Source organism: Streptococcus mitis, assembly GCF_002096815.1.
Lineage (GTDB): Bacteria > Bacillota > Bacilli > Lactobacillales > Streptococcaceae > Streptococcus > Streptococcus mitis_AD.
Map to the genome: position 1 here is coordinate 1 of NZ_NCVJ01000021.1, position 25,327 is coordinate 25,327.

General features: G+C 36.3%; 19 protein-coding genes and 2 pseudogenes. 19 read left to right on the plus strand and 2 right to left on the minus strand.

All coding sequences use genetic code 11. The features are described from left to right. The 19 genes and pseudogenes from B7696_RS06730 to asp5 form a co-directional block, all read left to right on the plus strand. Window positions 1-496, plus strand: a 496-nt coding sequence (locus B7696_RS06730; RefSeq protein WP_142358831.1) for an LPXTG cell wall anchor domain-containing protein, incomplete at its 5' end; no start/stop codon positions are given. 148 nt (window positions 497-644) lie between these two features. Further along, window positions 645-2,741 (plus strand): glycosyltransferase, encoded by a 2,097-nt coding sequence (locus tag B7696_RS06735; RefSeq protein WP_084862875.1) that lies wholly within the window; start codon window positions 645-647, stop codon window positions 2,739-2,741. Beyond that, window positions 2,731-3,597: a DapH/DapD/GlmU-related protein gene (locus B7696_RS06740; RefSeq protein WP_084862877.1), complete on the plus strand. Its 867-nt coding sequence runs from the start codon at window positions 2,731-2,733 to the stop codon at window positions 3,595-3,597. Before B7696_RS06735 ends, B7696_RS06740 begins: the two co-directional genes overlap by 11 nt. A gap of 7 nt (window positions 3,598-3,604) precedes the next feature. Beyond that, window positions 3,605-4,012: pseudogene (locus tag B7696_RS10645) on the plus strand (glycosyltransferase family 2 protein); the annotation flags it as partial. A gap of 468 nt (window positions 4,013-4,480) precedes the next feature. Continuing rightward, window positions 4,481-5,340: pseudogene (locus B7696_RS10650) on the plus strand (glycosyltransferase family 2 protein). Window positions 5,341-5,368: 28 nt separating this feature from the next. Beyond that, window positions 5,369-6,379 (plus strand): sugar transferase, encoded by a 1,011-nt coding sequence (locus B7696_RS06755; RefSeq protein WP_084862882.1) that lies wholly within the window; start codon window positions 5,369-5,371, stop codon window positions 6,377-6,379. A 9-nt stretch (window positions 6,380-6,388) separates the two neighbouring features. Continuing rightward, entirely contained in the window at window positions 6,389-8,830 is a 2,442-nt protein-coding gene (locus B7696_RS06760; protein WP_084862884.1) for an SP_1767 family glycosyltransferase, read from the plus strand. Between the two features lie 226 nt (window positions 8,831-9,056). Beyond that, window positions 9,057-9,929: a glycosyltransferase family 2 protein gene (locus B7696_RS06765; RefSeq protein WP_084862886.1), complete on the plus strand. Its 873-nt coding sequence runs from the start codon at window positions 9,057-9,059 to the stop codon at window positions 9,927-9,929. A gap of 111 nt (window positions 9,930-10,040) precedes the next feature. Beyond that, on the plus strand, window positions 10,041-11,270 hold the full coding sequence (locus B7696_RS06770) for a glycosyltransferase (RefSeq protein WP_084862888.1): 1,230 nt from the start codon (window positions 10,041-10,043) through the stop codon (window positions 11,268-11,270). After that, a complete protein-coding gene (locus tag B7696_RS06775; protein WP_084862890.1) occupies window positions 11,267-12,451 on the plus strand; it encodes a glycosyltransferase family 8 protein in 1,185 nt (394 codons plus the stop codon). The genes B7696_RS06770 and B7696_RS06775 overlap by 4 nt, the downstream gene beginning before the upstream one ends. An 82-nt stretch (window positions 12,452-12,533) precedes the next feature. Next, window positions 12,534-13,751 carry an accessory Sec system protein translocase subunit SecY2 gene (secY2, locus tag B7696_RS06780; protein ID WP_084862892.1) on the plus strand — a complete coding sequence of 406 codons (1,218 nt, stop codon included), beginning with the start codon at window positions 12,534-12,536 and terminating at the stop codon, window positions 13,749-13,751. 9 nt (window positions 13,752-13,760) lie between these two features. Beyond that, window positions 13,761-15,341 (plus strand): accessory Sec system protein Asp1, encoded by a 1,581-nt coding sequence (asp1, locus tag B7696_RS06785; protein ID WP_084862894.1) that lies wholly within the window; start codon window positions 13,761-13,763, stop codon window positions 15,339-15,341. Then, window positions 15,325-16,860, plus strand: coding sequence for an accessory Sec system protein Asp2 (gene asp2 / locus B7696_RS06790; protein ID WP_192856295.1), 1,536 nt, complete (start codon window positions 15,325-15,327; stop codon window positions 16,858-16,860). The genes asp1 and asp2 overlap by 17 nt, the downstream gene beginning before the upstream one ends. Then, complete coding sequence (gene asp3 / locus B7696_RS06795; RefSeq protein ID WP_084862896.1) at window positions 16,857-17,297, plus strand: accessory Sec system protein Asp3; 441 nt, start codon at window positions 16,857-16,859, stop codon at window positions 17,295-17,297. The genes asp2 and asp3 overlap by 4 nt, the downstream gene beginning before the upstream one ends. Further along, a complete protein-coding gene (secA2, locus tag B7696_RS06800; RefSeq protein ID WP_084862898.1) occupies window positions 17,290-19,662 on the plus strand; it encodes an accessory Sec system translocase SecA2 in 2,373 nt (790 codons plus the stop codon). The genes asp3 and secA2 overlap by 8 nt, the downstream gene beginning before the upstream one ends. Before the next feature lie 11 nt (window positions 19,663-19,673). Further along, the gene (gtfA, locus tag B7696_RS06805; RefSeq protein ID WP_084862900.1) at window positions 19,674-21,185 is read left to right on the plus strand and encodes an accessory Sec system glycosyltransferase GtfA; all 1,512 of its coding nucleotides are present in this window, start codon (window positions 19,674-19,676) and stop codon (window positions 21,183-21,185) included. After that, on the plus strand, window positions 21,178-22,515 hold the full coding sequence (gene gtfB, locus B7696_RS06810; RefSeq protein WP_084862902.1) for an accessory Sec system glycosylation chaperone GtfB: 1,338 nt from the start codon (window positions 21,178-21,180) through the stop codon (window positions 22,513-22,515). Before gtfA ends, gtfB begins: the two co-directional genes overlap by 8 nt. Before the next feature lies 1 nt (window position 22,516). After that, window positions 22,517-22,696, plus strand: a complete 180-nt coding sequence (gene asp4 / locus B7696_RS06815) for an accessory Sec system protein Asp4 (protein ID WP_045604814.1) — start codon at window positions 22,517-22,519, stop codon at window positions 22,694-22,696. A gap of 4 nt (window positions 22,697-22,700) precedes the next feature. Next, window positions 22,701-22,925 carry an accessory Sec system protein Asp5 gene (gene asp5, locus B7696_RS06820; protein WP_084862904.1) on the plus strand — a complete coding sequence of 75 codons (225 nt, stop codon included), beginning with the start codon at window positions 22,701-22,703 and terminating at the stop codon, window positions 22,923-22,925. A 50-nt stretch (window positions 22,926-22,975) separates the two neighbouring features. On the opposite strand, the gene B7696_RS06825 is transcribed toward asp5, so the two are convergent. Together B7696_RS06825 and sstT are read right to left on the minus strand one after the other, a co-directional pair. Continuing rightward, entirely contained in the window at window positions 22,976-23,929 is a 954-nt protein-coding gene (locus B7696_RS06825) for an aromatic acid exporter family protein (protein ID WP_084862906.1), read from the minus strand. Between the two features lie 68 nt (window positions 23,930-23,997). Then, window positions 23,998-25,203: a serine/threonine transporter SstT gene (gene sstT / locus B7696_RS06830; protein WP_084862909.1), complete on the minus strand. Its 1,206-nt coding sequence runs from the start codon at window positions 25,201-25,203 to the stop codon at window positions 23,998-24,000. Between the last annotated feature and the right edge of the window lie 124 nt (window positions 25,204-25,327).

The following is a 25,327-nucleotide window of genomic DNA, read 5'->3' on the forward strand; positions in this document are numbered from 1 at the left end:
AGCGTCAACAAGTGCGTCAGAATCAGCAAGCACATCGGCCTCTGAATCAGCGTCAACAAGTGCGAGCCAATCAGCAAGCACATCAGCCTCTGAATCAGCATCAACAAGTGCATCTGAATCGGCATCAACAAGTGCCTCTGAATCAGCAAGCACAAGCACCTCTGAGTCAGCGTCAACAAGTGCGTCAGAATCAGCATCAACAAGCGCGAGCCAATCAGCAAGCACATCAGCCTCTGAATCAGCGTCAACAAGTGCGTCAGAATCAGCATCAACAAGTGCGAGTCAATCAGCAAGCACAAGTGCCTCTGAGTCAGCATCAACAAGTGCAAGCCAATCAGCAAGCACATCAGCATCTGAGTCAGCAGGTAAGACTAGACAGCAATTGCCGAATACAGGTACAGAAGCTTCCAAATCATCCGTGCTTTTAGGAGCTTTAGCAGCAGTTACAGGTATTGGATTGGTTGCGAAACGCCGTAAACGTGATGAAGAAGAGTAAGATAACCTATAAATTTAGGCTAAACTAACTCGTGCACGTAAATCATAGAAACCCCTTGAAAAAGTAGAATTTTCAAGGGGTTTTTACTATTATATAGCTGAAATTTTGACTAAAAAATTGTATAATAAATATAAGGAGAAAATCGCTAGTGGATGATAAAATAACGGTCATTGTACCGGTTTACAATGTGGAAAGCTATCTAAGAAAATGCCTAGATAGTATTATTGCTCAAACATATAAAAATATTGAGATCGTTGTCGTTAATGATGGTTCTACTGATGCTTCAGCTGAGATTTGTAAAGAATTTGTAGAAATAGATCACCGAATTATCTATATAGAACAAGAAAATTCTGGCCTGTCTGCTGCACGAAACACCGGTCTGGAAAATATGTCCGGAGATTATGTGACCTTTGTGGATTCAGATGATTGGATTGAGTTAGATTATGTAGAAACCCTATACAAAAAAATAACACAGTATCAGGCTGATATTGCAGTAGGTAATTATTATTCTTTCAACGAAAGTGAAGGAATGTTCTATTTTCATATATTAGGAGACTCTTATTATGAGAAAGTATATGACAATATTTCTATCTTTGAGAACTTATATGAATCCCAAGAAATGAAGAATTTTGCTTTGATATCTGCTTGGGGTAAACTCTATAAGGCAGGATTGTTCGAGCAGTTACGCTTCGACATAGGTAAATTAGGAGAGGATGGTTACCTCAATCAAAAGATTTATCTGTTGGCAGAAAAGATTGTTTATATCCATAAAGGAATCTATTCTTATCGCATCAGAAATAATAGTTTATCTAGAACTTGGACAGAAAAATGGATGCATGCCTTGGTTAATTCCATGTCTGAACGTATCACTTTATTGGCTAATCTAGGATATCCTTTAGAAAAACATTTAGCTATTTATCGTCAGATGTTAGAAGGAAGTCTTTCTAACGGGAAGGTCAGTGGCTTAGAAGAAACTCCTACTTATAAAAAATTTGAGACAAAAAAATATCTACTAGACAAACTTGAAAAAATTAATAATACACAAAAGAAAGCCGTTGTCCTAGCGGCGAATTATGCCTATGTAGACCAAGTATTAACCACGATTAAATCTATCTGTTACCACAATCGCTCGATTCGTTTTTATCTGATTAATAGCGATTTTCCTAATGAATGGATTAAGCAAATAAATAAGCGCTTAGAGAAGTTTGATTCAGAAATGATTAATTGTCGGGTGACTTCTGAGCAAATTTCACGTTATAAAACGGATATTAGTTACACAGTTTTTTTACGCTATTTTGTAGCTGATTTCGTGAAAGAAGATAAAGCTCTATATGTGGATTGTGATTTAGTTGTAACGAAAAATCTGGATGATTTGTTTGCTACAGACTTACAAGATTATCCTTTGGCTGCTGTTAGAGATTTCGGGGGAAGAGCCTATTTCGGTCGGGAAATTTTTAATGCAGGTGTTCTCTTAATCAATAATGACCTGTGGAAACAAGAACAGATGACTCAAAGGTTGATTGATTTGACCAATGAATGGCATGATAAGGTGGATCAGGCAGATCAGAGTATCTTGAATATGCTTTTTGAGCATAAATGGCTGGAACTAGACTTTGATTATAATCATATTGTTATTCATAAGCAGTTCACTGATTATCAATTACCTGCAGGTCAGGATTATCCTGGTATTATTCATTATCTTTCTCATAGGAAACCGTGGAAGAACTTGGCGGCTCAAACCTATCGTGATGTTTGGTGGTATTACCATAATCTAGAATGGACAGAATTGGGACAAAATCATCATTTACATCCATTACAAAAATCTCACCTTTATCCTGTAAAGGAACCGTTCACTTGTCTCATCTATACAGCATCAGACCATATTGAACAAATTGAAACATTGGTTCAATCCTTACCAGATATTCAGTTTAAAATTGCTGCTAGAGTGATGGTTAGTGATCGATTGGCTCAGATGACGGTTTATCCAAACGTGACTATTTTTAATGGAATTCACTATTTGGTAGATGTTGATAATGAATTGGTAGAAACCAGTCAAGTACTTTTAGATATTAATCATGGTGAAAAGACAGAAGAAATTCTCAATCAATTTGCAATACTTGGGAAACCTATTTTATCCTTTGAGAATACAAAATCCTACGAAGCGGGTCAGAAAGTATATGCTGTTGACCAAGTTCAAGCAATGATTGAAAAATTAAGAGAAGTGGAAGATAGACATGGAGTTTAAAGATTCTGTAAAGTTATTAGGAGATTTTCATCATATAGAGATATCTCCTACTGCTACTATTGAACTAGGAACGGATGTTACATTGCGTTCATTTATAAGTTTGGAAGTATCTGATAATGCTAAATTAACACTTGGAAATAGAGTTTTCTTTAATGATCATTGTACGATTCGTTGTGGTAAAGAAATTGAAATCGGTAAAGATACTATGTTTGGAGATGGAGTAAGGATTTTTGACCATAACCATAAATATTCAAATTACCATATCGAAAAAATTAAATTTACTGCTGACAAAATAACTATTGGAAAAAATTGTTGGATTGGGACTAATGTTGTTATTTTAAAAGGAGTGACGATTGGAGATAATGTCATTATTGGAGCAAATGCCCTGATTTATAAAGATATACCAGCTAATTCTATCGTTACTTCTCAAGAGGATTTGAAAATCACTCCTAGGAAACAACACCAGTTTCACGTTTTCACTTTAACAGCTTCAGACACTTTAGAAAATTTAGACTATCTTGTTCAGAATCTTCCAGAAGTAGCTTTTCATATAGCAGCTAAAACAAATATTTCGGATTATCTTGAAAGTTTCAATCGTTATGAAAACGTGAATATATACACAAATGTTCATCATGATGATATTATTGAGGACTTGTTGAAGAAATCAGATATTTATTTAGATATCAACCATTGGGGAGAGGTAGATGGTATTGTTAATAGAGCAATAGAAGAGAATAAACCTGTCTATGCTTTTGAGAATACCAATCATGATTTAAGTGGATTTAGTAAAGTTTTTCGACCAGAAGATGCAAATGGAATGGTGACAGAGATAAAAAGATTTTTAGGAGAAAAATGATTATAGTATGGGGAATGAATTAATCAGTATTGTAGTTCCAATCTACAATGTTGAAAACTATTTGCGACAATGTTTGGATAGTATTAGTGAACAAACATATAAAAATTTTGAATGCATTATGGTTAATGATAGTTCTACAGATAGCTCACAACAAATAGCGGAAGAGTATCTAACAGATAATCGTTTCAAACTAATCAATCAATCTAATAAAGGTTTAAGTGGGGCTAGAAATACAGGGATTAGTCATATTAGAGAAGAGTCTACTTTTGTAGCCTTTGTAGATAGTGATGATTATATTTATCCTGATTTCTTAGAAACTTTAATAGAATACATCGAAGATGATGTTGATGTTATAGAAGGAATGATTGAAAATTTCCATGATGAAATAAAGGTGGATAGAGTCTGTCATGATTTTGAGAAACAAACATTAATGACCAAGGATGACAAATTGGGGAAATTTGCATTAAATGAGTTGAGAGTTAGCGTTTTTCCAAAATTGTTTCGAAAAAGTTTATTAACAGAAGATTTTTTTCCAGAGGGATGGATATTTGAAGATTTAGCAGTTGTTCCTGAGTTGGTAAGTTATTCAGGAAAATGGATTAAATTACCAAAAGTTATCTATGGTTACAGGATTCGTCCAAACTCAATTACTACTAAAGAGTTTTCAGAAGAAAAATTAGATGTATTTAAGATATTCGGAAAGTATGACTTGTTTTTTAAAGATGAGAGTGATGTAACAAAATTATTAGTTGAAAAAATAAAATATTTACATTTGAATTATCATGACATAGAATTTGTACCAGAGAATAATCAGTATAAACAGTTATACAAACAAGAAAAACAAAAACTATTATCTAAAATAGCAGATTATGAAAGTAAAACTTTGATTAGTATTATAGTTCCAATCTACAATGTTGAAAATTATTTGAGACAGTGCCTAGATAGTATTATGAACCAAACATATCGGAATTTTGAGTGTTTATTGATAAACTATGGTTCACCAGATAATTCTGCTGACATTTGTAGAGAGTATGTTGCTAAAGATGTACGTTTTCGTTATCTTGAAAAAGAAAATGGTGGAGTATCATCAGCACGGAATCTAGGTATTGAACGTTCGGGGGGGCGTATATTACTTTTATAGATTCGGATGATTGGTTGGAAAATGACGCTTTACAACTGTTATATGGTGCATTGAAAAAAGAAAATGCGGATATTAGTATCGGACGTTATAATTGTTACGATGAATCACGTTACCAATATTTGTTTTATGATTCTAATCCAGATGATTCTCTTGAGGTGATAGAAGGAAAAGAAATCATAGATAGAGAAGGTGTCGAAGAAATGAGAAATGGGAATTGGACTGTAGCTTATTTGAAATTATTCAAGAGAGAGCTATTAGAAAATTTGCCATTTCCTTTAGGAAAAACTGCGGAAGATACTTACTGGACGTGGAAAGTACTTCTAAAGGCTTCACGGGTTGTCTATTTAAACAGTTATATTTATTGGTACCGTATTGGTTTATCTGGTACTTTAAATATATGGAGTGAAAAGCGTATATATGATGAAATCGAGGCTAGGGAAGAAAAACTCGCTATTTTAGCAAGTTTGAATTATGACTTGACCAATCATATTTTAATTTATAAAAATAGATTACAAAGAGTGATAGCGAAGTTAGAAGAACAAAATATGCAGTTTACGGAGATTTATAGAAGGATGATGGAAAAATTATCTTTACTTCTGTAGATATTAATAAATAATGAGATAATACAATATGAAACTACATTTAACGAATTTATACGGCATGGCAGGTGATAGTACCGTCATTTTAGCTCAAAATGCTGTTCAAAAGATTGCCAGCCAACTGGGATTTAGAGAAGTCGGTATCTATTTTTACAATATTGCTTCAGATAGTCCTTCTGAAATGAATAAACGTCTGGATGGGATTATGGCTAGTATCTCTATTGGTGATATCCTAGTCTTTCAATCTCCTACTTGGAATGGCTTTGAGTTTGATCGTCTCTTTTTTGACAAATTAAAGGATATGCAAGTAAAGATTATTTGTTTTATTCATGATGTTGTCCCTCTTATGTTTGATAGTAACTATTATCTCATGAAAGAGTATATGTATATGTATAATCTATCGGACGTTTTGATTGTTCCATCTGAACAGATGAAGGAGCGGCTGATAGAAGAAGGCTTGACAACTAAGAAAATTCTCATTCAAGGGATGTGGGATCATCCTCATGATTTATCCTTATACACTCCGACTTTTAAAAAAGAACTCTTTTTTGCTGGAAGTTTAGAGCGTTTCCCAGACTTGCAAAATTGGTCTCAAGATACGCCTTTAAGAGTATTTTCAAATAAAGGGGAAGCTAGTTCAAGTGCTAGAAATCTCAGCATCGAAGGATGGAAAAAAGATGAGGAATTGTTGCTAGAATTATCAAAGGGTGGATTTGGCATTGTCTGGGGAACCCATCAAAATGAGGGAGAAAGTAACCAATACTATACCTTGAATATATCTCATAAGGTTAGTACCTATCTAACAGCTGGTATCCCAGTGATTGTACCGAGCAGCTTATCAACTGCTAAATTTCTAGTAGATCAAGGATTGGGCTTCGTGGCAGATAGCCTAGAAGAAGTTCATGCGATAGTTGATAAAATGAATGTAGAAGAATATCAAGAAATGACGAATCGTATCAAGACATTTAGTTATCTGCTGAAAGAGGGCTATTTCACTAAAAAGCTATTGGTAGATGCGATTTATCACTTAGGAATTGATTAAGAGAACAAGATGATTAAAACAATTGTATTAGCTGGTGATCGTAATTACACCACGCAGTTAGAAACAACCATAAAATCTATCCTATACCACAATCGAGATGTTAAGATTTATATTTTAAATCAAGATATCATGCCAGATTGGTTCCGCAAACCACGAAAAATAGCTCGCGTGTTAGGTAGTGACATTATCGATGTTAAACTACCTGAACAAGCTGTGTTTCAGAATTGGAAAAAACAGGCTCACATTAGTTCGATTGCCTATGCTAGGTACTTTATTCCAGACTATATACAAGAAGATACTGTGTTGTATTTGGATTGTGACTTACTTATTAATGATAAATTAGACAGTCTATTTGAGCAGGATGTAAGAGAACATTATATTGCAGCGATTAGAGATGCAAATGGTCAAGGTTTCAATACTGGCGTCCTACTAATCAACAATGAAAAATGGCGTCAAGAGAATCTAAAAGAACGGTTAATTGAACAGTCTATAATAACAACAAAGGAAGTTGAAGAAGGTCGCTTTGAGCATTTTAATGGTGATCAAACGATTTTCAATCAGGTCTTACAAGATGATTGGTTAGAACTAGGTAGAGCTTATAATTTACAAGTAGGACATGATGTGGTTGCTTTGTATAATAATTGGCAGGAACATCTGGCTTTTAACGATAAACCAGTGGTGATTCATTTTACGACCTACAGAAAGCCATGGACCACCTTGATAGCCAACCGTTATCGTGATTTATGGTGGGAATTTCATGATTTGGAGTGGAATCAAATTTTACAACACCATATAGGAGAGTTTGAAATGACATCGCCTCTAGATAAGGAATTTTCTTGTTTAACTTTGACAAATTCCCAAGATTTAGAAGGGATAGAAGAGCTAGTTACGGCTCTACCAGATGTAGTCTTTCATATCGCAGCTTGGACGGATATGGGTGATAATCTGATAAAATTAGCTGTCTATGATAATGTGAGATTGCATCCACAGATTGTTCCTCCTGTCTTGGAAAAACTGAAAAGAAAAGTGGATATTTATCTGGATATCCATCAGGGATTAGAAGTTGAAAGTATTTTGAAAGATGTTTGTAACGTTGGGATTCCTATCTTAAGTTTTTCTAATACACAGCATGGAATGTATGATCAAATAGTATTTGATAAAGAAAATGTCAATTTAATGATAGAAGCTATCAAAGACTATGCTAGTCATTCTCGGTTTTTAAAAGATTATAATCAGGAGACATTTCATTGCTTAATATTTACTGATACACAGGACATTGAACAATTAGATTATTTAGCTCAATATCTTCCACAGGTTATCTTTGATGTAGCAGCCTGGACAGATATGGGGCCTAAGTTATATGAACTACAAAATAACTATCAAAATATTCGTTTACATCCAGCTATAACATCAGAAAAATTAGAACAATTAAAAGTAAGAATGGGCTTGTATTTGGATATTAGCTGTGGTCATTCGACACATGATATTGTGAAGTCAGCTCATGAAATGAATAAAATCATCTTCTCTTTTGATAGTACCCAACATGGCTCTTTTGAACAACATATATACTCTTCAAAAGTACCCGAACGTATGGTGGAAGACATTGAAAATATTATTTCTGGAACATTCCAAGCAAGAAGACCAGCGATTATGGTTAAGGATATTGATCAAACTCTAGATTATATAATAGAAAACCAATCTTCTATTATCCGTTTTGGAGATGGAGAGATGGATTTAATGTTAGGAAAATCTATTCCTTATCAAGTTTATGATGAAAACCTTGCAAGTCAGTTGAAAGAGATTATTTCTCTTCAAAGTGATGAAAAATTAGTTATTGGTTTACCAAATGTATTTTCTGATCGTTCAAATTTTACACCAGCAGCGGAAGCCTTTTGGAAGGGACATTTAGAACATCATTTAAAAGATTATGTAGAATTAGCTAGAGCAAATTGGTATGGGACTACATTTGTATCTCGACCATACATTGACTATATGGATAAATCGCAATCATTCAGTCAATTTGAAAAACTAAAACATATTTGGAAGGATGAGGACATTCTGATTGTAGAAGGAGTAACTTCTCGTTCAGGTGTAGGCAATGATTTATTTGATGGAGCAAGTTCAATTAAGCGGATTATCTGTCCTTCTCAAAATGCTTTTTCGCGCATAGAAGAGATTCAAGAAGCGGTATTACAGTATGCTGAAAATCGTCTTATTTTATGTATGCTTGGCCCTACAGCTAAAATTTTATCCTATAATCTTTTTAAGAAAGGTTATAGGGTTCTAGATATTGGTCATATTGACTCAGAGTATGAGTGGATGAAGATGGGTGCTAAAACCAAGGTTAAATTTTCACATAAACATACTGCTGAACATAATTTCGACCAAGATATTGAATTTATTGAGGATGAAACCTATAACAATCAGATTGTTGCAAGGATATTAGAATAATAAATAAGTATGATAAGTGAGTTCACAATTTTGATTGAACATTTAAAAAAATAGAGAAATTCATGTGGGTATCTCTCTAAAAAATAGATATTTTTAATAAAAATGAGTCTATTATAAACAGGAATTCAAAGAAACATTTTCATGATTTACATAGAGACTGCCCAACAACTATATTGCTAGATAAATAAAGATTTATTCTATAATTTTAAGATTTTAGGTGAAATGTATGGAATCTTTGATTAGTGTTATTATTCCAGTTTATAATACTGAAAGTTATATTGGAGTTTGCTTGGAAAGTCTTGTTGAACAGACTTATACACATTTTGAAGTGCTTATGATTGATGATGGTTCTACAGATAATTCAGGAAAAATCTGTCAGGAATATACAGAGAGGGACTCCCGTTTTCATTACTATAGGAAAGAAAATGGCGGAGTTTCCTCTGCTCGTAATCTAGGGATTGAATACTCCAGAGGTGATTATTTAACGTTTGTTGATTCAGATGACTGGGTTGAGGAAGATTATTTAGAAGTTCTATATTCTGCTCTAGTATCCGAATCTGCGTCAGTCTCAATTTCAACATATAAAAGATTTTCTATGGAAGATAATACTTGGTATGTTCATTCTTTTCAACGAGGTTACGATAAACGAGTCTTTCATCATCTAGAACTGATCAATGAATTAATTGATTTAGATTCGTTTGATTATTCATATCGTTTTGTAAGTGGAAAGTTAGTTAGACGAGATATTCTAGGAGATATTCGTTTTAATTCTCTAACTAGTTTAGGTGAAGATATGGAATTTTGGTTTAAAATCTATCTAATCTCACCTAAGTCTGTCTATATTAATAGAGATAGTTATGTTTATAGAACAGGTGAAGGCTCGACGAGACATTTTAGTTTACTCAAAGTCAGGTGTGATTTACAACAGCGCGAAAATTTTATAGCTCTTCTTGCTGCTCGAAATATAGATGTTGGTCGATACGTAGACAATTTTGTATCTCTGTTAAAATTTCGAAAAAAAGAACTTGAAGATAAAGATCTATCATCAACAGATACGATGCGATGGATTAAGGAAACATTATGTTTGCTTGATAAGTAAGTGAATAAAGTGATTTTGATTTTATGTAAAGATGATAGAATAAAATCTATTTGGTTTAATGTATGTAGGACAATAAGTAATGTTAGTTAGAATAAATGATAAGGATTTAAAATGGGAAATACCAAACGTGCAGTAGTATTTGCAGGTGATTACGCTTATATTCGACAAATCGAAACAGCTATGAAATCAATCTGTAGACACAATAGTCACTTAAAAATTTATATACTAAACAAGGACATTCCTCAAGAATGGTTCAGTAGATTAAGAATGTATATTCAAGAGATGGGGGGCGACTTGATTGATTGCAAGTTAATAGGACAACAGTTTCAAATGAACTGGTCAAACAAGCTACCTCATATTAATCATATGACTTTTGCACGCTATTTTATTCCAGATTTTGTAACAGAAGATAAAGTTCTCTATCTAGATAGTGATTTGGTTGTGACTGGTGATTTGACCGATTTGTTTGAACTAGATTTAGGTGAAAATTATTTGGCTGCAACTCGCTCTTGCTTTGGAGCAGGTGTTGGTTTTAACGCAGGAGTTCTATTGATAGACAATAAAAAATGGAAATCAAATAATATGCGTCAGCAGTTAGTTGAATTAACGGAAAAAGAACATGAAAATGTGGGGGAAGGAGATCAATCTATTCTCAATATTCTTTTTCAAAGTAGTTATTACCAGTTAGAGGATACCTATAATTTTCAAGTAGGTTTTGATGCTGGTGCAGCTGAAAAAAATCATGCTTTTGTTTTTGAAATTCCACTAACACCTCTTCCAAAAATTTTGCACTATATTTCTCCTGATAAACCATGGAAGCAGTTTTCGGTTGGACGTTTGAGAGAAGAGTGGTGGAAATATTCTTTTATGGAATGGAGTTATATAGTATCTAGCTGGAAAGAAAAGGATGTTTTTTATTCTGCAGATATTTATAAACCAGCATTAACTTGCATGAATTTAACCAATTCTTGGTGTGTAGAAAAAATTGATTATCTAGTTGAACAATTGCCAGAAGTACATTTTTATATTGTTGCTCATACTTTTATGTCGGATGAATTAAAGAGATTATCTAGGTTTCAAAATGTGACTCTTTACCCTAATTCTTTTCCTATTTTAGTGGAAAAACTTCTAAAGAGTTCCGATATTTATTTAGATTTAAATTTAGATGAGAAACTAGTATATGTTTATGATTTAGTAAAGAAATGTGAAAAGCCGATACTAACTTTCGATAATACACGTTGCTTGACTATACCTGAAGAATCATATGCTGGTATTTGTCATCATGATAGGCCTGATGAAATGGTAGAAATGATTAAAAGTTTTATGGAAGGAGAGTCATGAGGAAATCAATTGTCTTAGCAGCGGATAATGCTTATTTAGTTCAATTAGAGACAACAATTAAATCGATTCTTTGTCATAATACAGAAGTTGATTTTTATATTTTAAATAGTGATATAGCGCCAGAATGGTTTAAATTATTAGTTCCTAAATTAAAACATTTTGATTCCAGCATTAAAAATATTCATTTGGAGTCTAATGGCTTTAAAGACTTTAAAACGGCGAATCATATAAATTATGCAACATTTTATAGATTTTTAATTCCTAATGTTATAAATGATAGTAGATCGCTTTATCTTGATTGTGATTTAATTGTAAGTGGAGATTTAAGTCCCTTGTTTGAATTAGATCTAAATGGATATCCTATAGCAGCAGTACAAGATAATTATGGATGGGAATTATCTATTAATGGTTTTAATGCTGGAGTGTTATTAATCAATAATGATATGTGGAGAGAACAAAATATTACACATGACTTATTGATATTAACCGAAGAAAAGCAAGACCAGGTTCAAATGGCAGACCAAAGTATCTTAAACATTTATTTTGAAAATCGATGGTTGCAATTGGATTATGATTTTAATAAATTAATAGGACTAGATTTCCTTAATACATCAGGAAATCTAGAAAATTTGAAATATTGTAGACCAGTAATAACACATTTTGCAAGTCATGATAAACCTTGGAACACGTATAGTGTATCGCGTCTTCGAGAATTGTGGTGGGCTTATAGAGATTTAGACTGGTCTGAAATGATATCAGGAAAAGCAAATCTTAATTATTTTGACCGTAGCAATCAATCTAAGAAGAATGTTTTTATTGTAACATGGGTTTTAGAAGTAGAACACTTGGAATATTTAATAAAGTCTTTACCTGATTGGCATTTTAATATCGGAGCTCCAGTATATTGTGCCCCTGCTCTAACTAACTTATCAGTTTATGAAAATGTAACTCTTTATCAGAGTATCATTCATAATAGAATTGAATGGCTTTTAGATGATACAACTGTCTATTTAGATATTAATCATGGAGCAGAGGTTCTAGATGTCTTATCCAAGGCCAGAGATAGAGGGGTAAAAATCTTTACGTTTGATAATACTAGGAAATCCTCAGATGATAGTATTTACGATGGTATTTTTTCTGTAGAAAGTCCTGAGGAAATGGTTAAAGTCTTAAGAAATTAGAAGAATAACCTTTACCGTTTAGTGTAAGAATAATATATAATAAAAGTGAGATTTGACCCCAAAGCTAATAAAGGAGTATTTTGTGACTAAGATTTATTCGTCAATAGCAGTAAAAAAAGGACTATTTACCTTATTTCTACTGTTTATCTATGTATTGGGAAGTCGTATTACTCTCCCTTTTGTTGACCTAAATAGTAAAGATTTTTTAGGAGGTTCAACAGCCTATCTAGCCTTCTCAGCTGCCCTAACAGGTGGAAATCTAAGAAGTTTGTCAATTTTTTCTGTTGGACTCTCCCCTTGGATGTCAGCTATGATTTTGTGGCAGATGTTTTCATATTCTAAAAAATTGGGGCTAAGTTCTACAGCGATTGAAATTCAAGATCGACGAAAAATGTATCTGACCTTGCTAATTGCTGTTATTCAATCCTTGGCAGTTAGTTTGAGCTTACCAGTTCAATCCTCCTATTCGGCAATTTTGGTTGCTCTAATGAATACCTTGTTGCTGATAGCAGGAACATTTTTTCTTGTTTGGTTGTCAGATTTAAATGCTAGTATGGGGATTGGGGGTTCTATTGTAATCCTCCTATCCAGTATTGTTTTAAATATCCCTCAGGATGTTATTGAAACATTTCAAACGGTTCATATTCCAACAGGGATTATTGTGTTACTTGCTTTATTAACCGTTGTCTTTTCTTATTTACTTGCCATTATGTATCGAGCTCGCTATTTGGTTCCTGTTAATAAAATTGGCTTACACAATCGTTTTAAACGCTATTCTTATCTCGAAATCATGCTGAATCCTGCAGGTGGGATGCCTTATATGTATGTGATGAGTTTTCTTAGTGTACCGGCTTATCTGTTCATCTTGCTGGGTTTTATTTTCCCTAATCATTCAGGGCTAGCGGCTTTATCAAAGGAATTTATTGTTGGGAAGCCTTTGTGGGTCTATGTTTATATTTCGGTCTTATTTTTATTTAGTATTATTTTTGCATTTGTTACTATGAATGGAGAAGAGATTGCAGACCGCATGAAAAAATCTGGAGAATACATTTATGGAATTTATCCAGGAGAGGACACTAGTCGATTTATTAATCGATTGGTCCTTCGTTTCTCAGTCATAGGTGGTCTCTTTAATGTGATCATGGCAGGTGGTCCCATGCTTTTTGTTTTATTTGATGAAAAGTTATTACGATTGGCAATGATTCCAGGCTTGTTTATGATGTTTGGGGGCATGATTTTTACGATTAGAGACGAGGTCAAGGCTTTAAGGCTAAATGAGACCTATAAACCTTTGATTTAGGAGACTTTTATGTATTATTTTATTCCAGCTTGGTATGGTTCTGAGAGGAAATGGCATGCAGATATCACTCCATGGTATTTTTCTCGTTTTCGTCTAGAGTTTGATGATACCTTTCACCAGATTCGGCTCTTTCAAGAGCAAGATATAGATTCTCGTCTATTAGTATTAACTTACCAGCCTCATCTACGTTATTTTTTACATAGACATGGTGTGTTAGAAACGGATACTTATTCCGTTTTTGATGTTATGCAAGATTTTCATAATCTCCATACCCAAGTGTTAAGTATTAGAGATATTGAGTGGGATGATGACTGTGAATTTATTTATAGTCCCTTTACGATTATCGTTCAAAAAAATGGGAAGAAATTTGCTAAGGTTGAACATGGGGTTGAAGGCTTCATCAGTGATATACAGTATTTTGAACCGAATGGTCAAATACATATGCACTATATCATGGATGACCGTGGGTTTGTATCGAGTGTTATCTTTTTTGAAGAGGGGCAAGTGGCTTATCAAGAATATCTGAATCCCAAGGGAGTGTGGCAATTCAGAGAGCGTTTAAATGAAGGCGGACGGGTAGAAATCAATCCAATTTTTAGTTATCGCTTTAAAGCACTTATTTACCAAAACATGGGAGACTTGGTGGCAGAATTTTTTGAGAATTATCTGCAAAAGTATGTGAAGGACCAGGATATTTTTATGCTTCCTTCTCATTCTCATCATGATCAGCTTGTCTTAGACCGATTACCTAAGAAAAATCCGAAACTGTTGAGTATTTTCATTGGACGTAATCCTCAAGATACCTTTAGGGATTTAGATTTAACTTTTGAAAAATCGGATTTGATTTTGGTGGATAGAGAGGATAGTTTACGATTGTTGCAGGAGTTGTATCCTGAACGAATGCATCACTTTTATCATTTATCATCTTTTGACACCCGATTACGATTGGGACGAAGCCAAACTAAGAAAGAATCCATCATATATTATCAACTGGATTTTGAACAGGGGATTGATAATCAAGCTCTACTTCAAGTCTTGTCCTTCGTCTCTGAAAATAAAGATACTGAAGTGATTTTTGGAGCCTTTGCTGCTAGTCAGGAGCAAATGAATGAGGTGGAAGGGATTGTTGAGTCTTTCATCCAAGAAAGCATTCAATCCGAAAATCTGGAGAAGGCGATTGATTATGGTGATGCAGAAAATCCTCTGGAAGAAAATCAACACCAGGACTTACGTATCCAGTTTGTCAACTTGAATGATGAGTTAGATTTGATAAAAACACTAGAATTTGTCCGTTTGATTGTGGATTTAAATAGACAGCCTCATCTCTATACACAGATAGCTGGTATTAGTGCAGGAATTCCTCAAATCAACCTAGTTGAAACCGCCTATGTTGAACATTTGAAAAATGGTTATTTGTTAGCAGATGTGACAGAATTTTCTAAGGCTGCACATTATTACACAGATAGGTTGAAAGAGTGGAATGAGTCCTTGATTTATTCGATTGATAAGATTAAGGAGCACACAGGACAACAATTTCTTGAAAAATTAGAGAAATGGATAGAGGAGGTTAAAAATGTCAAAGGAACTTAATATTTTACAGATAGGACTTACCAATTGGGGAAATCGGTATGACATACCTGAAAATATGAGTTGGTATCATTTTTATCCCAACTCATCAGTAGCCCTTCGTGAAATAATAGAAAAAGAGGATATTAGCCGTTTTCATGCCGTTTTAATAGAAGATGGTCAGTATGCCAAAGACTTATTTTCCTTTGTGAAATATTTTGAACCTTATACTTTATTTTATAACCAGAATCTACAAACTGATGATAGAGAGGTTTTGGATTTTTTTAAAAAACGATGTGCACAAGCAATTGATTTTTCAAGTCCCCAACAACTCATCAATGATTTGAGTAAATCTCTTTTTGGCGGTGGTTATGGTGATAAACTCTTTCCTTCGATGATACAAGTGAATCCAAACTTTACAGGAGCTATTTCTTATCAGGGATTAGATTATGTGAGTTTGGAAGGTGGATTTGGACAAGATTTTTCCCAACTTGCCTATTGGGCTTATAATATAGTTGTTCAAAAAACACTTCCTATTGAGTTGTGGCTTGAATATGAAAAGCAAGGAAATTGTGACTTTCGTTTGGTCATCCGTAAAATTTGGAGTGGATCTGTTGATGATATTTTTGAAGAGATCATAGTGTCTGAAAAAGACTTGGAGCAAGCACTTGTTATGGATAGTCGAGATGGAGATTACTTTCTCTCGATATCTGTTGAAGCAAGAGGCCATGGAACTATCAAACTGGGTAATCTTCACCAACGTTGGAGTCGAAAACAATTTGGTAAGTTTGTACTTGGTGGAAATATCCTACATGATTCTAAGCGTGATGAAATAAACTATTTCTTCCATCCAGGTGATTTTAAACCGCCTTTGGCTGTCTATTTTGCAGGTTATCGACCTGCAGAAGGATTCGAGGGCTACTTTATGATGAAGAGTCTGGGATGTCCTTTCCTCCTCTTTTCAGATCCTCGTTTAGAGGGTGGGGCTTTTTACCTTGGAAGTGATGAATTAGAAGGTAAGTTAAAAGCCACCATTCAATATTATTTAGATTATCTTGGTTTAACCTCTAAGGATTTGATTTTATCAGGCCTTTCTATGGGAACGTTTCCTTCTCTCTACTACGGTGCTACTTTTGAACCTCATGCTGTGATTTTAGGGAAACCCTTGGCAAATTTAGGAACCATAGCTAGCCGTGGACGTTTGGATGCACCGGGTGTCTCTAACTTAGCTTTTGATTGTTTAATTCACCATACAGGTGGGACGAGTTGGCAAGATATGACGGAGTTGGATCAGCGATTTTGGAAAACTTTTAAGCAGGCAGATTTTTCCAATACTACCTTTGGATTATCTTACATGAAAGATGAAGATATGGATCCGCAGGCTTATGAGAAACTAGTTACTTATTTGTGTAATACAGGTGCTAAAATCTTATCTAAAGGAACGGCAGGTCGACACAATGATGATACAGATACCAATGTTGCTTGGTTTATCCACTTTTATCGGATGGTACTAGCAAGTGGTTTTGGAAGGGAGAAAGAATGATAATCACACAGAGACAGTCCATTCATTGGGGAGAAGTTGGTGGGACTTATATGTACGGATCAAATGTATCCTACTACCCAGACAAGAGTGTACGTTTATATAATCCCCTCTTGCCATCTGGTGAAATTCTCAAGACATGGTTTTCTAGTGTCAATTACCAGGCTGCACGGACTCAGCCCCAGCTTCCCTTACTAAAAAGAAATCATGAGTATCAACTATCACTAGTTTTTGATTGTCAGCCTGAAAATGGGGTTTATACCAAGATAACTTTTTTTGACCGCTATGGTGATATTTTAGAAGAAAAGGTAGAAAAAGTGAAAGATTTCATATTTACTTATCCAGAAGATAGTTATACTTATCAAGTTTCTCTTTTAAGTGCTGGCTTTGAATCCTTAACTTTTTATCATTTTTCTATCAAGGAGATTAGAAGTGTTTAGACGTTTAGGTCAAGATTTCCAGCTTAGGAAAGTGAAAAAGATTTTAAAGAGGATCAATAGCTTAAAAAGCAAGATGTCCTCTCTTTCGGATCAAGAATTGGTCGCTAAAACAGTGGAGTTTCGTCAGCGTCTTTCAAAGGGAGAAAGTTTAGATGACCTTTTAGTAGAAGCTTTTGCAGTGGTGCGTGAAGCAGACAAGCGGATTTTAGGGATGTTCCCCTATGATGTTCAGGTCATGGGAGCTATTGTCATGCACTACGGAAATGTTGCTGAGATGAATACAGGTGAAGGTAAAACCCTAACAGCCACCATGTCGGTCTATTTGAACGCTCTTTCAGGAGAAGGTGTGATGGTTGTGACGCCTAATGAGTATTTATCAAAGCGGGATGCAGAGGAAATGGGCCAAGTTTATCGTTTCCTAGGCTTGACTATTGGGGTCCCATTTACAGGGGATCCAAAGAAGGAAATGAAAGCAGAAGAAAAGAAACTGATCTATGCTTCGGATATCATTTACACAACCAATAGTAATTTAGGTTTTGATTACCTAAATGATAATCTGGCTTCGAATGAAGAAGGTAAGTTTTTGCGACCTTTTAACTATGTCATTATTGATGAAATTGACGATATCTTGCTTGATAGTGCACAAACTCCTTTGATTATTGCGGGTTCTCCCCGTGTTCAGTCTAATTACTATGCAATCATTGATACACTAGTGACAACGCTAGTCGAAGGAGAAGATTATATTTTCAAAGAGGAGAAGGATGAGGTTTGGCTCACTACCAAGGGGGCTAAGGCTGCTGAAAGCTTCTTAGGCATAGATCATTTTTACAAGGAAGAACATGCGGTTTTTGCTCGTCATTTAGTGTATGCGATTCGAGCCCATAAACTCTTTACTAAAGATAAGGACTATATCATTCGTGGAAATGAGATGGTATTGGTGGATAAGGGGACTGGTCGTTTAATGGAAATGACCAAATTGCAGGGAGGTCTCCATCAGGCCATTGAAGCCAAGGAACACGTGAAGTTGTCTCCTGAAACGAGAGCCATGGCTTCCATTACCTATCAGAGTCTCTTTAAGATGTTTAACAAAGTATCCGGGATGACGGGGACAGGAAAGGTAGCAGAAAAAGAATTTCTTGAGACATATAATATGGCTGTTATTCGGATTCCAACCAATCGTCCTAAGCAACGAATTGATTATCCCGATAATCTCTATGTGACTTTACCAGAGAAAGTTTATGCGTCTTTGGAATACATCAAAGAGTATCATGCTAAGGGAAATCCCTTACTCGTTTTTGTAGGTTCAGTGGAGATGTCTCAGCTTTATTCATCTCTTTTGCTCCGTGAAGGGATTGCACATAACGTTCTCAATGCCAATAATGCTGCACGTGAGGCCCAAATCATCGCGGAATCAGGTCAGATGGGGGCTGTGACAGTAGCAACATCTATGGCAGGACGCGGTACGGATATTAAATTGGGTGAGGGAGTCGCTGAGCTTGGGGGCTTGATTGTCATTGGAACAGAGCGGATGGAAAGTCAGCGGATCGACCTTCAAATCCGTGGCCGCTCTGGTCGTCAAGGAGATCCAGGTATGAGTAAGTTTTTTGTATCACTGGAAGATGATGTTATCAAGAAATTTGGTCCATCTTGGGTTCATAAGAAGTATAAAGATTATCAAGTTCAAGATATGACGCAACCAGAAATTCTCAAAGGTCGTAAGTATCGTAACCTGGTCGAAAGGGCTCAGCATGCCAGTGATAGTGCTGGACGTTCGGCACGCCGTCAGACTCTAGAATATGCTGAAAGTATGAATATTCAACGGGATATGATTTACAAGGAACGCAATCGTCTAATAGATGGTTCTCGTGACTTAGAAGATGTAGTTTTGGATATCATCGAGAGATATACAGAAGCGGTAGCGGCTGAACACTATGCCAGTCGTGAATTACTGTTTCACTTTATTGTTACCAATATCAGTTTCCATGTAAAGGAGATTCCAGATAATCTAGACCTATCTAATCAGAAACAAGTCCGCAACTTTATTCAACAAGTTGTGAATAGAGAACTCTCTGAAAAGAAGGAATTACTGGAGAAACATGACTTGTATGAACAGTATTTACGACTTTCTCTACTGAAGGCTATCGATGATAACTGGGTGGAGCAGGTAGACTATCTACAACAATTATCTATGGCTATCGGTGGCCAATCTGCTGCACAGAAAAATCCAATTGTAGAATATTATCAAGAAGCCTATGCAGGTTTTGAAGCGATGAAAGAGCAAATTCGTGCTGATATGGTACGGAATCTCCTGATGGGGCTGGTTGAGGTCACTCCAAAAGGTGAAATTCTAACTCATTTTCCATAAGAGGAGAAAATATGACAATTTACAATATAAATTTAGGAATTGGTTGGGCCAGTAGCGGTGTAGAATATGCTCAAGCCTATCGTGCCGGTATTTTTCGAAGTTTGAATTTACCCTCTAAATTTATCTTTACAGATATGATTTTAGCGGATAACATTCAGCACTTAACAGCCAATATTGGTTTTGATGATGAGCAAGTTATCTGGCTTTATAATCACTTTACAGATATCAAGATTGCACCGACTAGCGTGACGGTTGAGGATGTTTTGTCTAAGTTTGACGGTGTTGAAAGTCGTAGAGAAAAGAATGGCAAGGTTTTGCGTGTCTTCTTTTCTGACCAAGATAAGTTTGTTACCTGTTATTTGGTTGATGAGGACAAGGACTTGGTCCAGTATGTAGAGTATGTTTTTAAAGGAAATTTGATTCGAAAGGATTACTTTTCTTATACGCGTTATTGTAGCGAATATTTTGCTCCCAAGGACAATGTTGCGGTCCTATACCAACGAACTTTTTACAATGAAGACGGGACTCCAGCCTATGATATCTTGATGAATCAAGGGAAGGAAGAAATTTATCGTTTTAAGGATAAGATTTTCTATGGGAAACCAGCTTTCATGCGTGCTTTTATGAAATCCTTGAATTTAAATAAGTCTGATTTAGTCATTCTGGATAGGGAGACAGGCATTGGACAGGTTGTTTTTGAGGAAGCACAAGCAGCTCATCTAGCGGTAGTTGTTCATGCGGAGCATTATAGTGAAAATGCTACAAATGAGGACTATATCCTTTGGAATAACTATTACGACTATCAGTTTACCAATGCAGATAAGGTTGACTTCTTTATCGTATCAACTGATAGACAAAAGGAAGTGTTGCAAGAGCAATTTGCCAAATACACCCAGCACCAACCAAAGGTTATTACCATTCCTGTAGGAAGTATTGATTCCTTGACCGAGTCAAGTCAAGGACGTAAGCCTTTTTCATTGATTACTGCTTCACGTCTTGCCAAAGAAAAACACATTGATTGGTTGGTCAAGGCAGTTATTGAAGCTCGTAAGGAAATTCCTGAACTAACCTTTGATATTTATGGTAGCGGTGGAGAGGATTCTCTGCTTAGAGATATTATTGCAAATCATCAGGCTGAGGATTATATCCAGCTCAAGGGACATGCGGAACTTTCGCAGATTTATAGCCAGTATGAGGTCTACTTGACGGCTTCAACAAGTGAAGGCTTTGGTTTGACCTTGATGGAAGCTATTGGTTCAGGCCTCCCTCTCATCGGTTTTGATGTGCCTTATGGTAATCAGACCTTTATAGAAGATGGGCAAAATGGTTATTTGATTCCAAGTTCATCTGACCATGTAGAAGACCAAATCAAGCAAGCTTACGCAGCTAAGATTTGTCAACTGTATCAAGAAAATCGTTTGGAATCTATGCGTGACCATTCTTATCAAATTGCAGAAGGCTTTTTAACCGAAGAAATTTTAGAAAAGTGGAAGAAAACAGTAGAGGAGGTGCTCCATGATTGAACTTTATGATCGTTATAGTCAGGAAAGTCGAGATTTACATGAAAGTCTCAGGGCTACTGGACTGTCTCAACTTGGAGTGGTCATCGATGCAGATGGTTTTCTGCCTGATGGTCTGGTTTCTCCTTTTACCTATTATCTAGGCTATGAAAAGGGAAAACCTCTCTATTTCAACCAAGTCCCTGTTCCAGCTTTTTGGGAAATTTCAGGCAATAATCAGTCTGCTCGTATTGAAGATATGACGCAGGAGAGGGCCGTCATTCATTATGCTGATGGAATGCAGGCTCGCTTGGTAAAACAGGTAGATTGGAAAGACCTGGAAGGTAGAGTCCGTCAGGTTGACCATTACAATCGCTTCGGAGCTTGCTTTGCTACAACAACCTTTAGCGCAGATAGTGAGCCGGTGATGACGGTTTACCAAGATGTCAATAGTCAGGAAGTTTTACTTGAAAACCATGTGACGGGTGATATATTATTGACCTTACCTGGTCAGTCCATGCGTTACTTTGCAAATAAGGTTGAATTTATCACCTTCTTTTTGCAAGATTTGGAAATCGATACCAGTCAGCTTATCTTTAATACTCTAGCGACACCTTTCTTAGTTTCCTTCCATCATCCAGATAAGTCTGGATCAGATGTTTTGGTTTGGCAAGAACCTCTCTATGATGCTATCCCAGGTAATATGCAGTTGATTTTGGAAAGTGATGATGTGCGTACTAAGAAAATCATCATTCCAAACAAGGAGACTTATGAACGCGCTTTAGAGTTGACCAATGAGAAATACCATGATCAGTTTGTGCACTTGGGTTATCATTACCAGTTCAAACGTGATAATTTCCTAAGACGAGATGCCTTAATCTTGACCAATTCAGATCAGATTGAGCAAGTAGAAGCAATTGTAGAAGCCTTGCCTGATGTTACCTTCCGTATCGCAGCGGTGACAGAAATGTCTTCTAAGCTCTTAGACATGCTTCGCTATCCTAATGTGGTCCTTTATCAGAATGCTAGTCCACAGAAGATTCAGGAGCTCTATCAATTGTCGGATATTTACTTGGATATAAACCACAGTAATGAGTTGTTGCAGGCGGTACGTCAGGCCTTTGAGCACAATCTCTTGATTCTGGGATTCAACCAAACGGTACACAATAGACTCTATATCGCTCCTGATCATCTATTTGAAAGTAGTGAAGTTTCTGCTTTGGTTGAGACCATTAAACTGGCTCTTTCAGATGTTGATCAAATGCGTCAGGCACTTGGCAAACAAGGCCAACATGCCAATTATGTTGACTTGGTGCGATATCAGGAAACCATGCAAACTGTTTTAGGAGGCTAATATGTCAGATGAGGATTTATTTTACAAAGACGTTGAAGGTCGCATGGAAGAGTTGAAACAAAAACCTATCAAGAAAGAAAAAGAAACCCGAGGGGAAAAGATTAGTAAAACTTTTTCACTTTTACTGGGCTTGATGATTCTGGTTGGTTTACTCTTTACTTTGCTAGGAATTTTGAGGTAGGCCTATGACTGATATTCTGATTGTTTTAGCTATTGTCCTCTCTCTTGCTTTGATTGTATTGGTAACCATACAACCCCGTGAAAATCAACTATTTTCCATGGATGCCACTAGTAATATTGGTAAACCAAGTTACTGGCAGAGCAACACCTTGGTAAAGGTGCTCACTTTATTGGTGAGTTTGGCCTTATTCGTTTTATTACTAACCTTTATGGTGATAACTTATAAATAAAAGAAAACTTCAGATATTCACTTTTGGTGACTGGTCTGAAGTTTTCTTTTTTACTGTCCATATTTCTGGTAAAAGTCAACTTTTACTTGGATGAAGGTTTTGGCTTCACGTAGGAGTTGAAGAAGTGTGGCACGGGTTTCAAATTCTTCTCTTGTCTCGGGCAGACTGCGATTACGGAAGACTTCCAGATAACGTTCAATTTCATCTAGCAAATCAGAAGCAGGATTGGTCTGGCTTAGTTGGCCTGCAATTTTTGAAAAGAGCTGGGCCAAAATCAGGCTCTCACTGGCAGCTAGGTGACAGGTGTTGATTTGCTGGGCCATGTTTCGCAGGATGCGACTTTGTCGCTGTCTCATCTCAAAGTAGTGAATATGGTAGTCGGTCTGGTGAAAGAGGTGGTCTGAGTGATCCAAATAGACCGGTCTGAGGGCGTCTTCCAAAAGGGTGTCCAATTCTTCAACCAGCTGTGCTCGGTTGCGTCCATCCCCTCTGGATAAATAATATTTGAAGCGTTGGAGAATATCTTTCAACTTTTCTTCCACCAGCACGTGGTAGTGCTGGATTTCCTCTTCTCGTGAAGGCATGTAGAGATTGGCAAGTAGGGCAAATCCTGTACCGATAGTAAAGAGAAGGAATTCATTGACTAGAAGATCTGGAGAAGTTGACTCTTGAACCAAGAGATGACTTACCAAAACAGTGCTTGGTGTGATGCCAATTTCCCAGCCCATCTTATAGGCTAGAGGCACGTAGAGGGCAAGATAGAGGCCAAGGCTCCAGATATGAAATCCGCTCAAGTGAAAAGACAGAACACCGATAGCTAGAGCTAGAAGCATGGAAAAGAGCCGATTGCGGGCCAGTTTTAAGGTACTTCTACGGGTATCGGATAGGCTCAAGAGGGCGATGATTCCAGCCGAAACTGCCGAGGAAAGATTAAGAAAATAAGCAAGCAGGCAGGCAAGGCAGGTAGCTAAGATGAGCTTGGTCGTACGTTGGCTAATAGACATAAGAATTTCCTAATAAGACTAGAATAAAAGCGGAAAAGACAAGACCTGAGCAGGCTTGTCTTTATAGATTATTTTTTACGGGCTGCTGCGTATTCGGCAACGGCAGTAAAGAGGACGTCTGTAGAAGAGTTGAGGGCTGTTTCACATGAGTCTTGGATGACCCCAATCACAAAACCAACTCCGACAACTTGCATAGCAATATCGTTAGAAATACCGAAAAGGCTACAAGCAACTGGGATAAGAAGGAGGGAACCTCCCGCAATACCAGAAGCACCACAGGCTGAGATAGCTGCTACTACACTGAGGACAAAGGCTGTCGCAAAGTCAACAGGGATTCCAAGAGTATTTACTGCAGCAAGGGTCAAAACGTTAATAGTAATCGCTGCCCCCGCCATGTTGATAGTAGAACCAAGTGGGATAGAAACAGAATAGGTATCTGGATCCAGTCCAAGGTCGTGACAAAGTTTCATGTTGACAGGGATGTTCGCCGCAGAACTACGAGTGAAGAAGGCTGTCACACCGCTAACACGCAAACATTTCCAGACGAGGGGATAAGGATTTCTCTTCATAAAGAGGAAGGCAATCAATGGATTGACTACTAGGGCTACAAAGAACATGGTTGTCACCAATAGTCCTAGTAAAATACCGTAGTTTGCGAGACTGCCGATTCCTTTATCGGAAATAGTTTTGAAGACAAGACCAAGAATCCCAAATGGAGCTAGGTTAATGATCCATTCGACAATTTTAGAAGTCACATCAGCTATGGTATTCAACAATTCTTTACTATTTTTGCTGGCTTCTCTCATAGCAATCCCGAAAATCACTGCCCAAGATAGGATACCGATGTAGTTGGCAGTGACAAGGGCATTGACTGGATTGTCGACGAGTTTAAGTAAGAGATTGCTGAGGACCTGTCCAATCCCATCTGGTGGTGCAATTTCTGTATTGGCACTATTTAAGGTAATCTCAACAGGGACAATAAAGCTTGCTAAGACAGCAACAAGAGCAGCAGCAAAGGTACCTACCAAGTAAAGGAAGATAACCGTTTTCATATTACTATCTTGCCCCTTTTTATGTTGGGAAAGGGCATTGGCAACGAGGGCAAAGACTAGAATCGGTGCGATGGCTTTGAGGCCACCAACAAAGAGATCTCCGAGCAGGCCAATTCCTGAAATGTTAGGAAGTGTCAGTCCTAGGGTTCCTCCAATAATCATACCAATCAAAATTCGTTTGATTAGGCTTGATTTATTCCAAGCATGAATGATTTTTTTCATAATAATCTCCTTTGTTGTGTAATGTTTATGATTATAGTATAAATATGAACTAAAATCAAGAATTTTCTGTCTATTTTGGCTATTATTTTTGAATATTTATGGAGATTCATCACTTGTGAAAGTA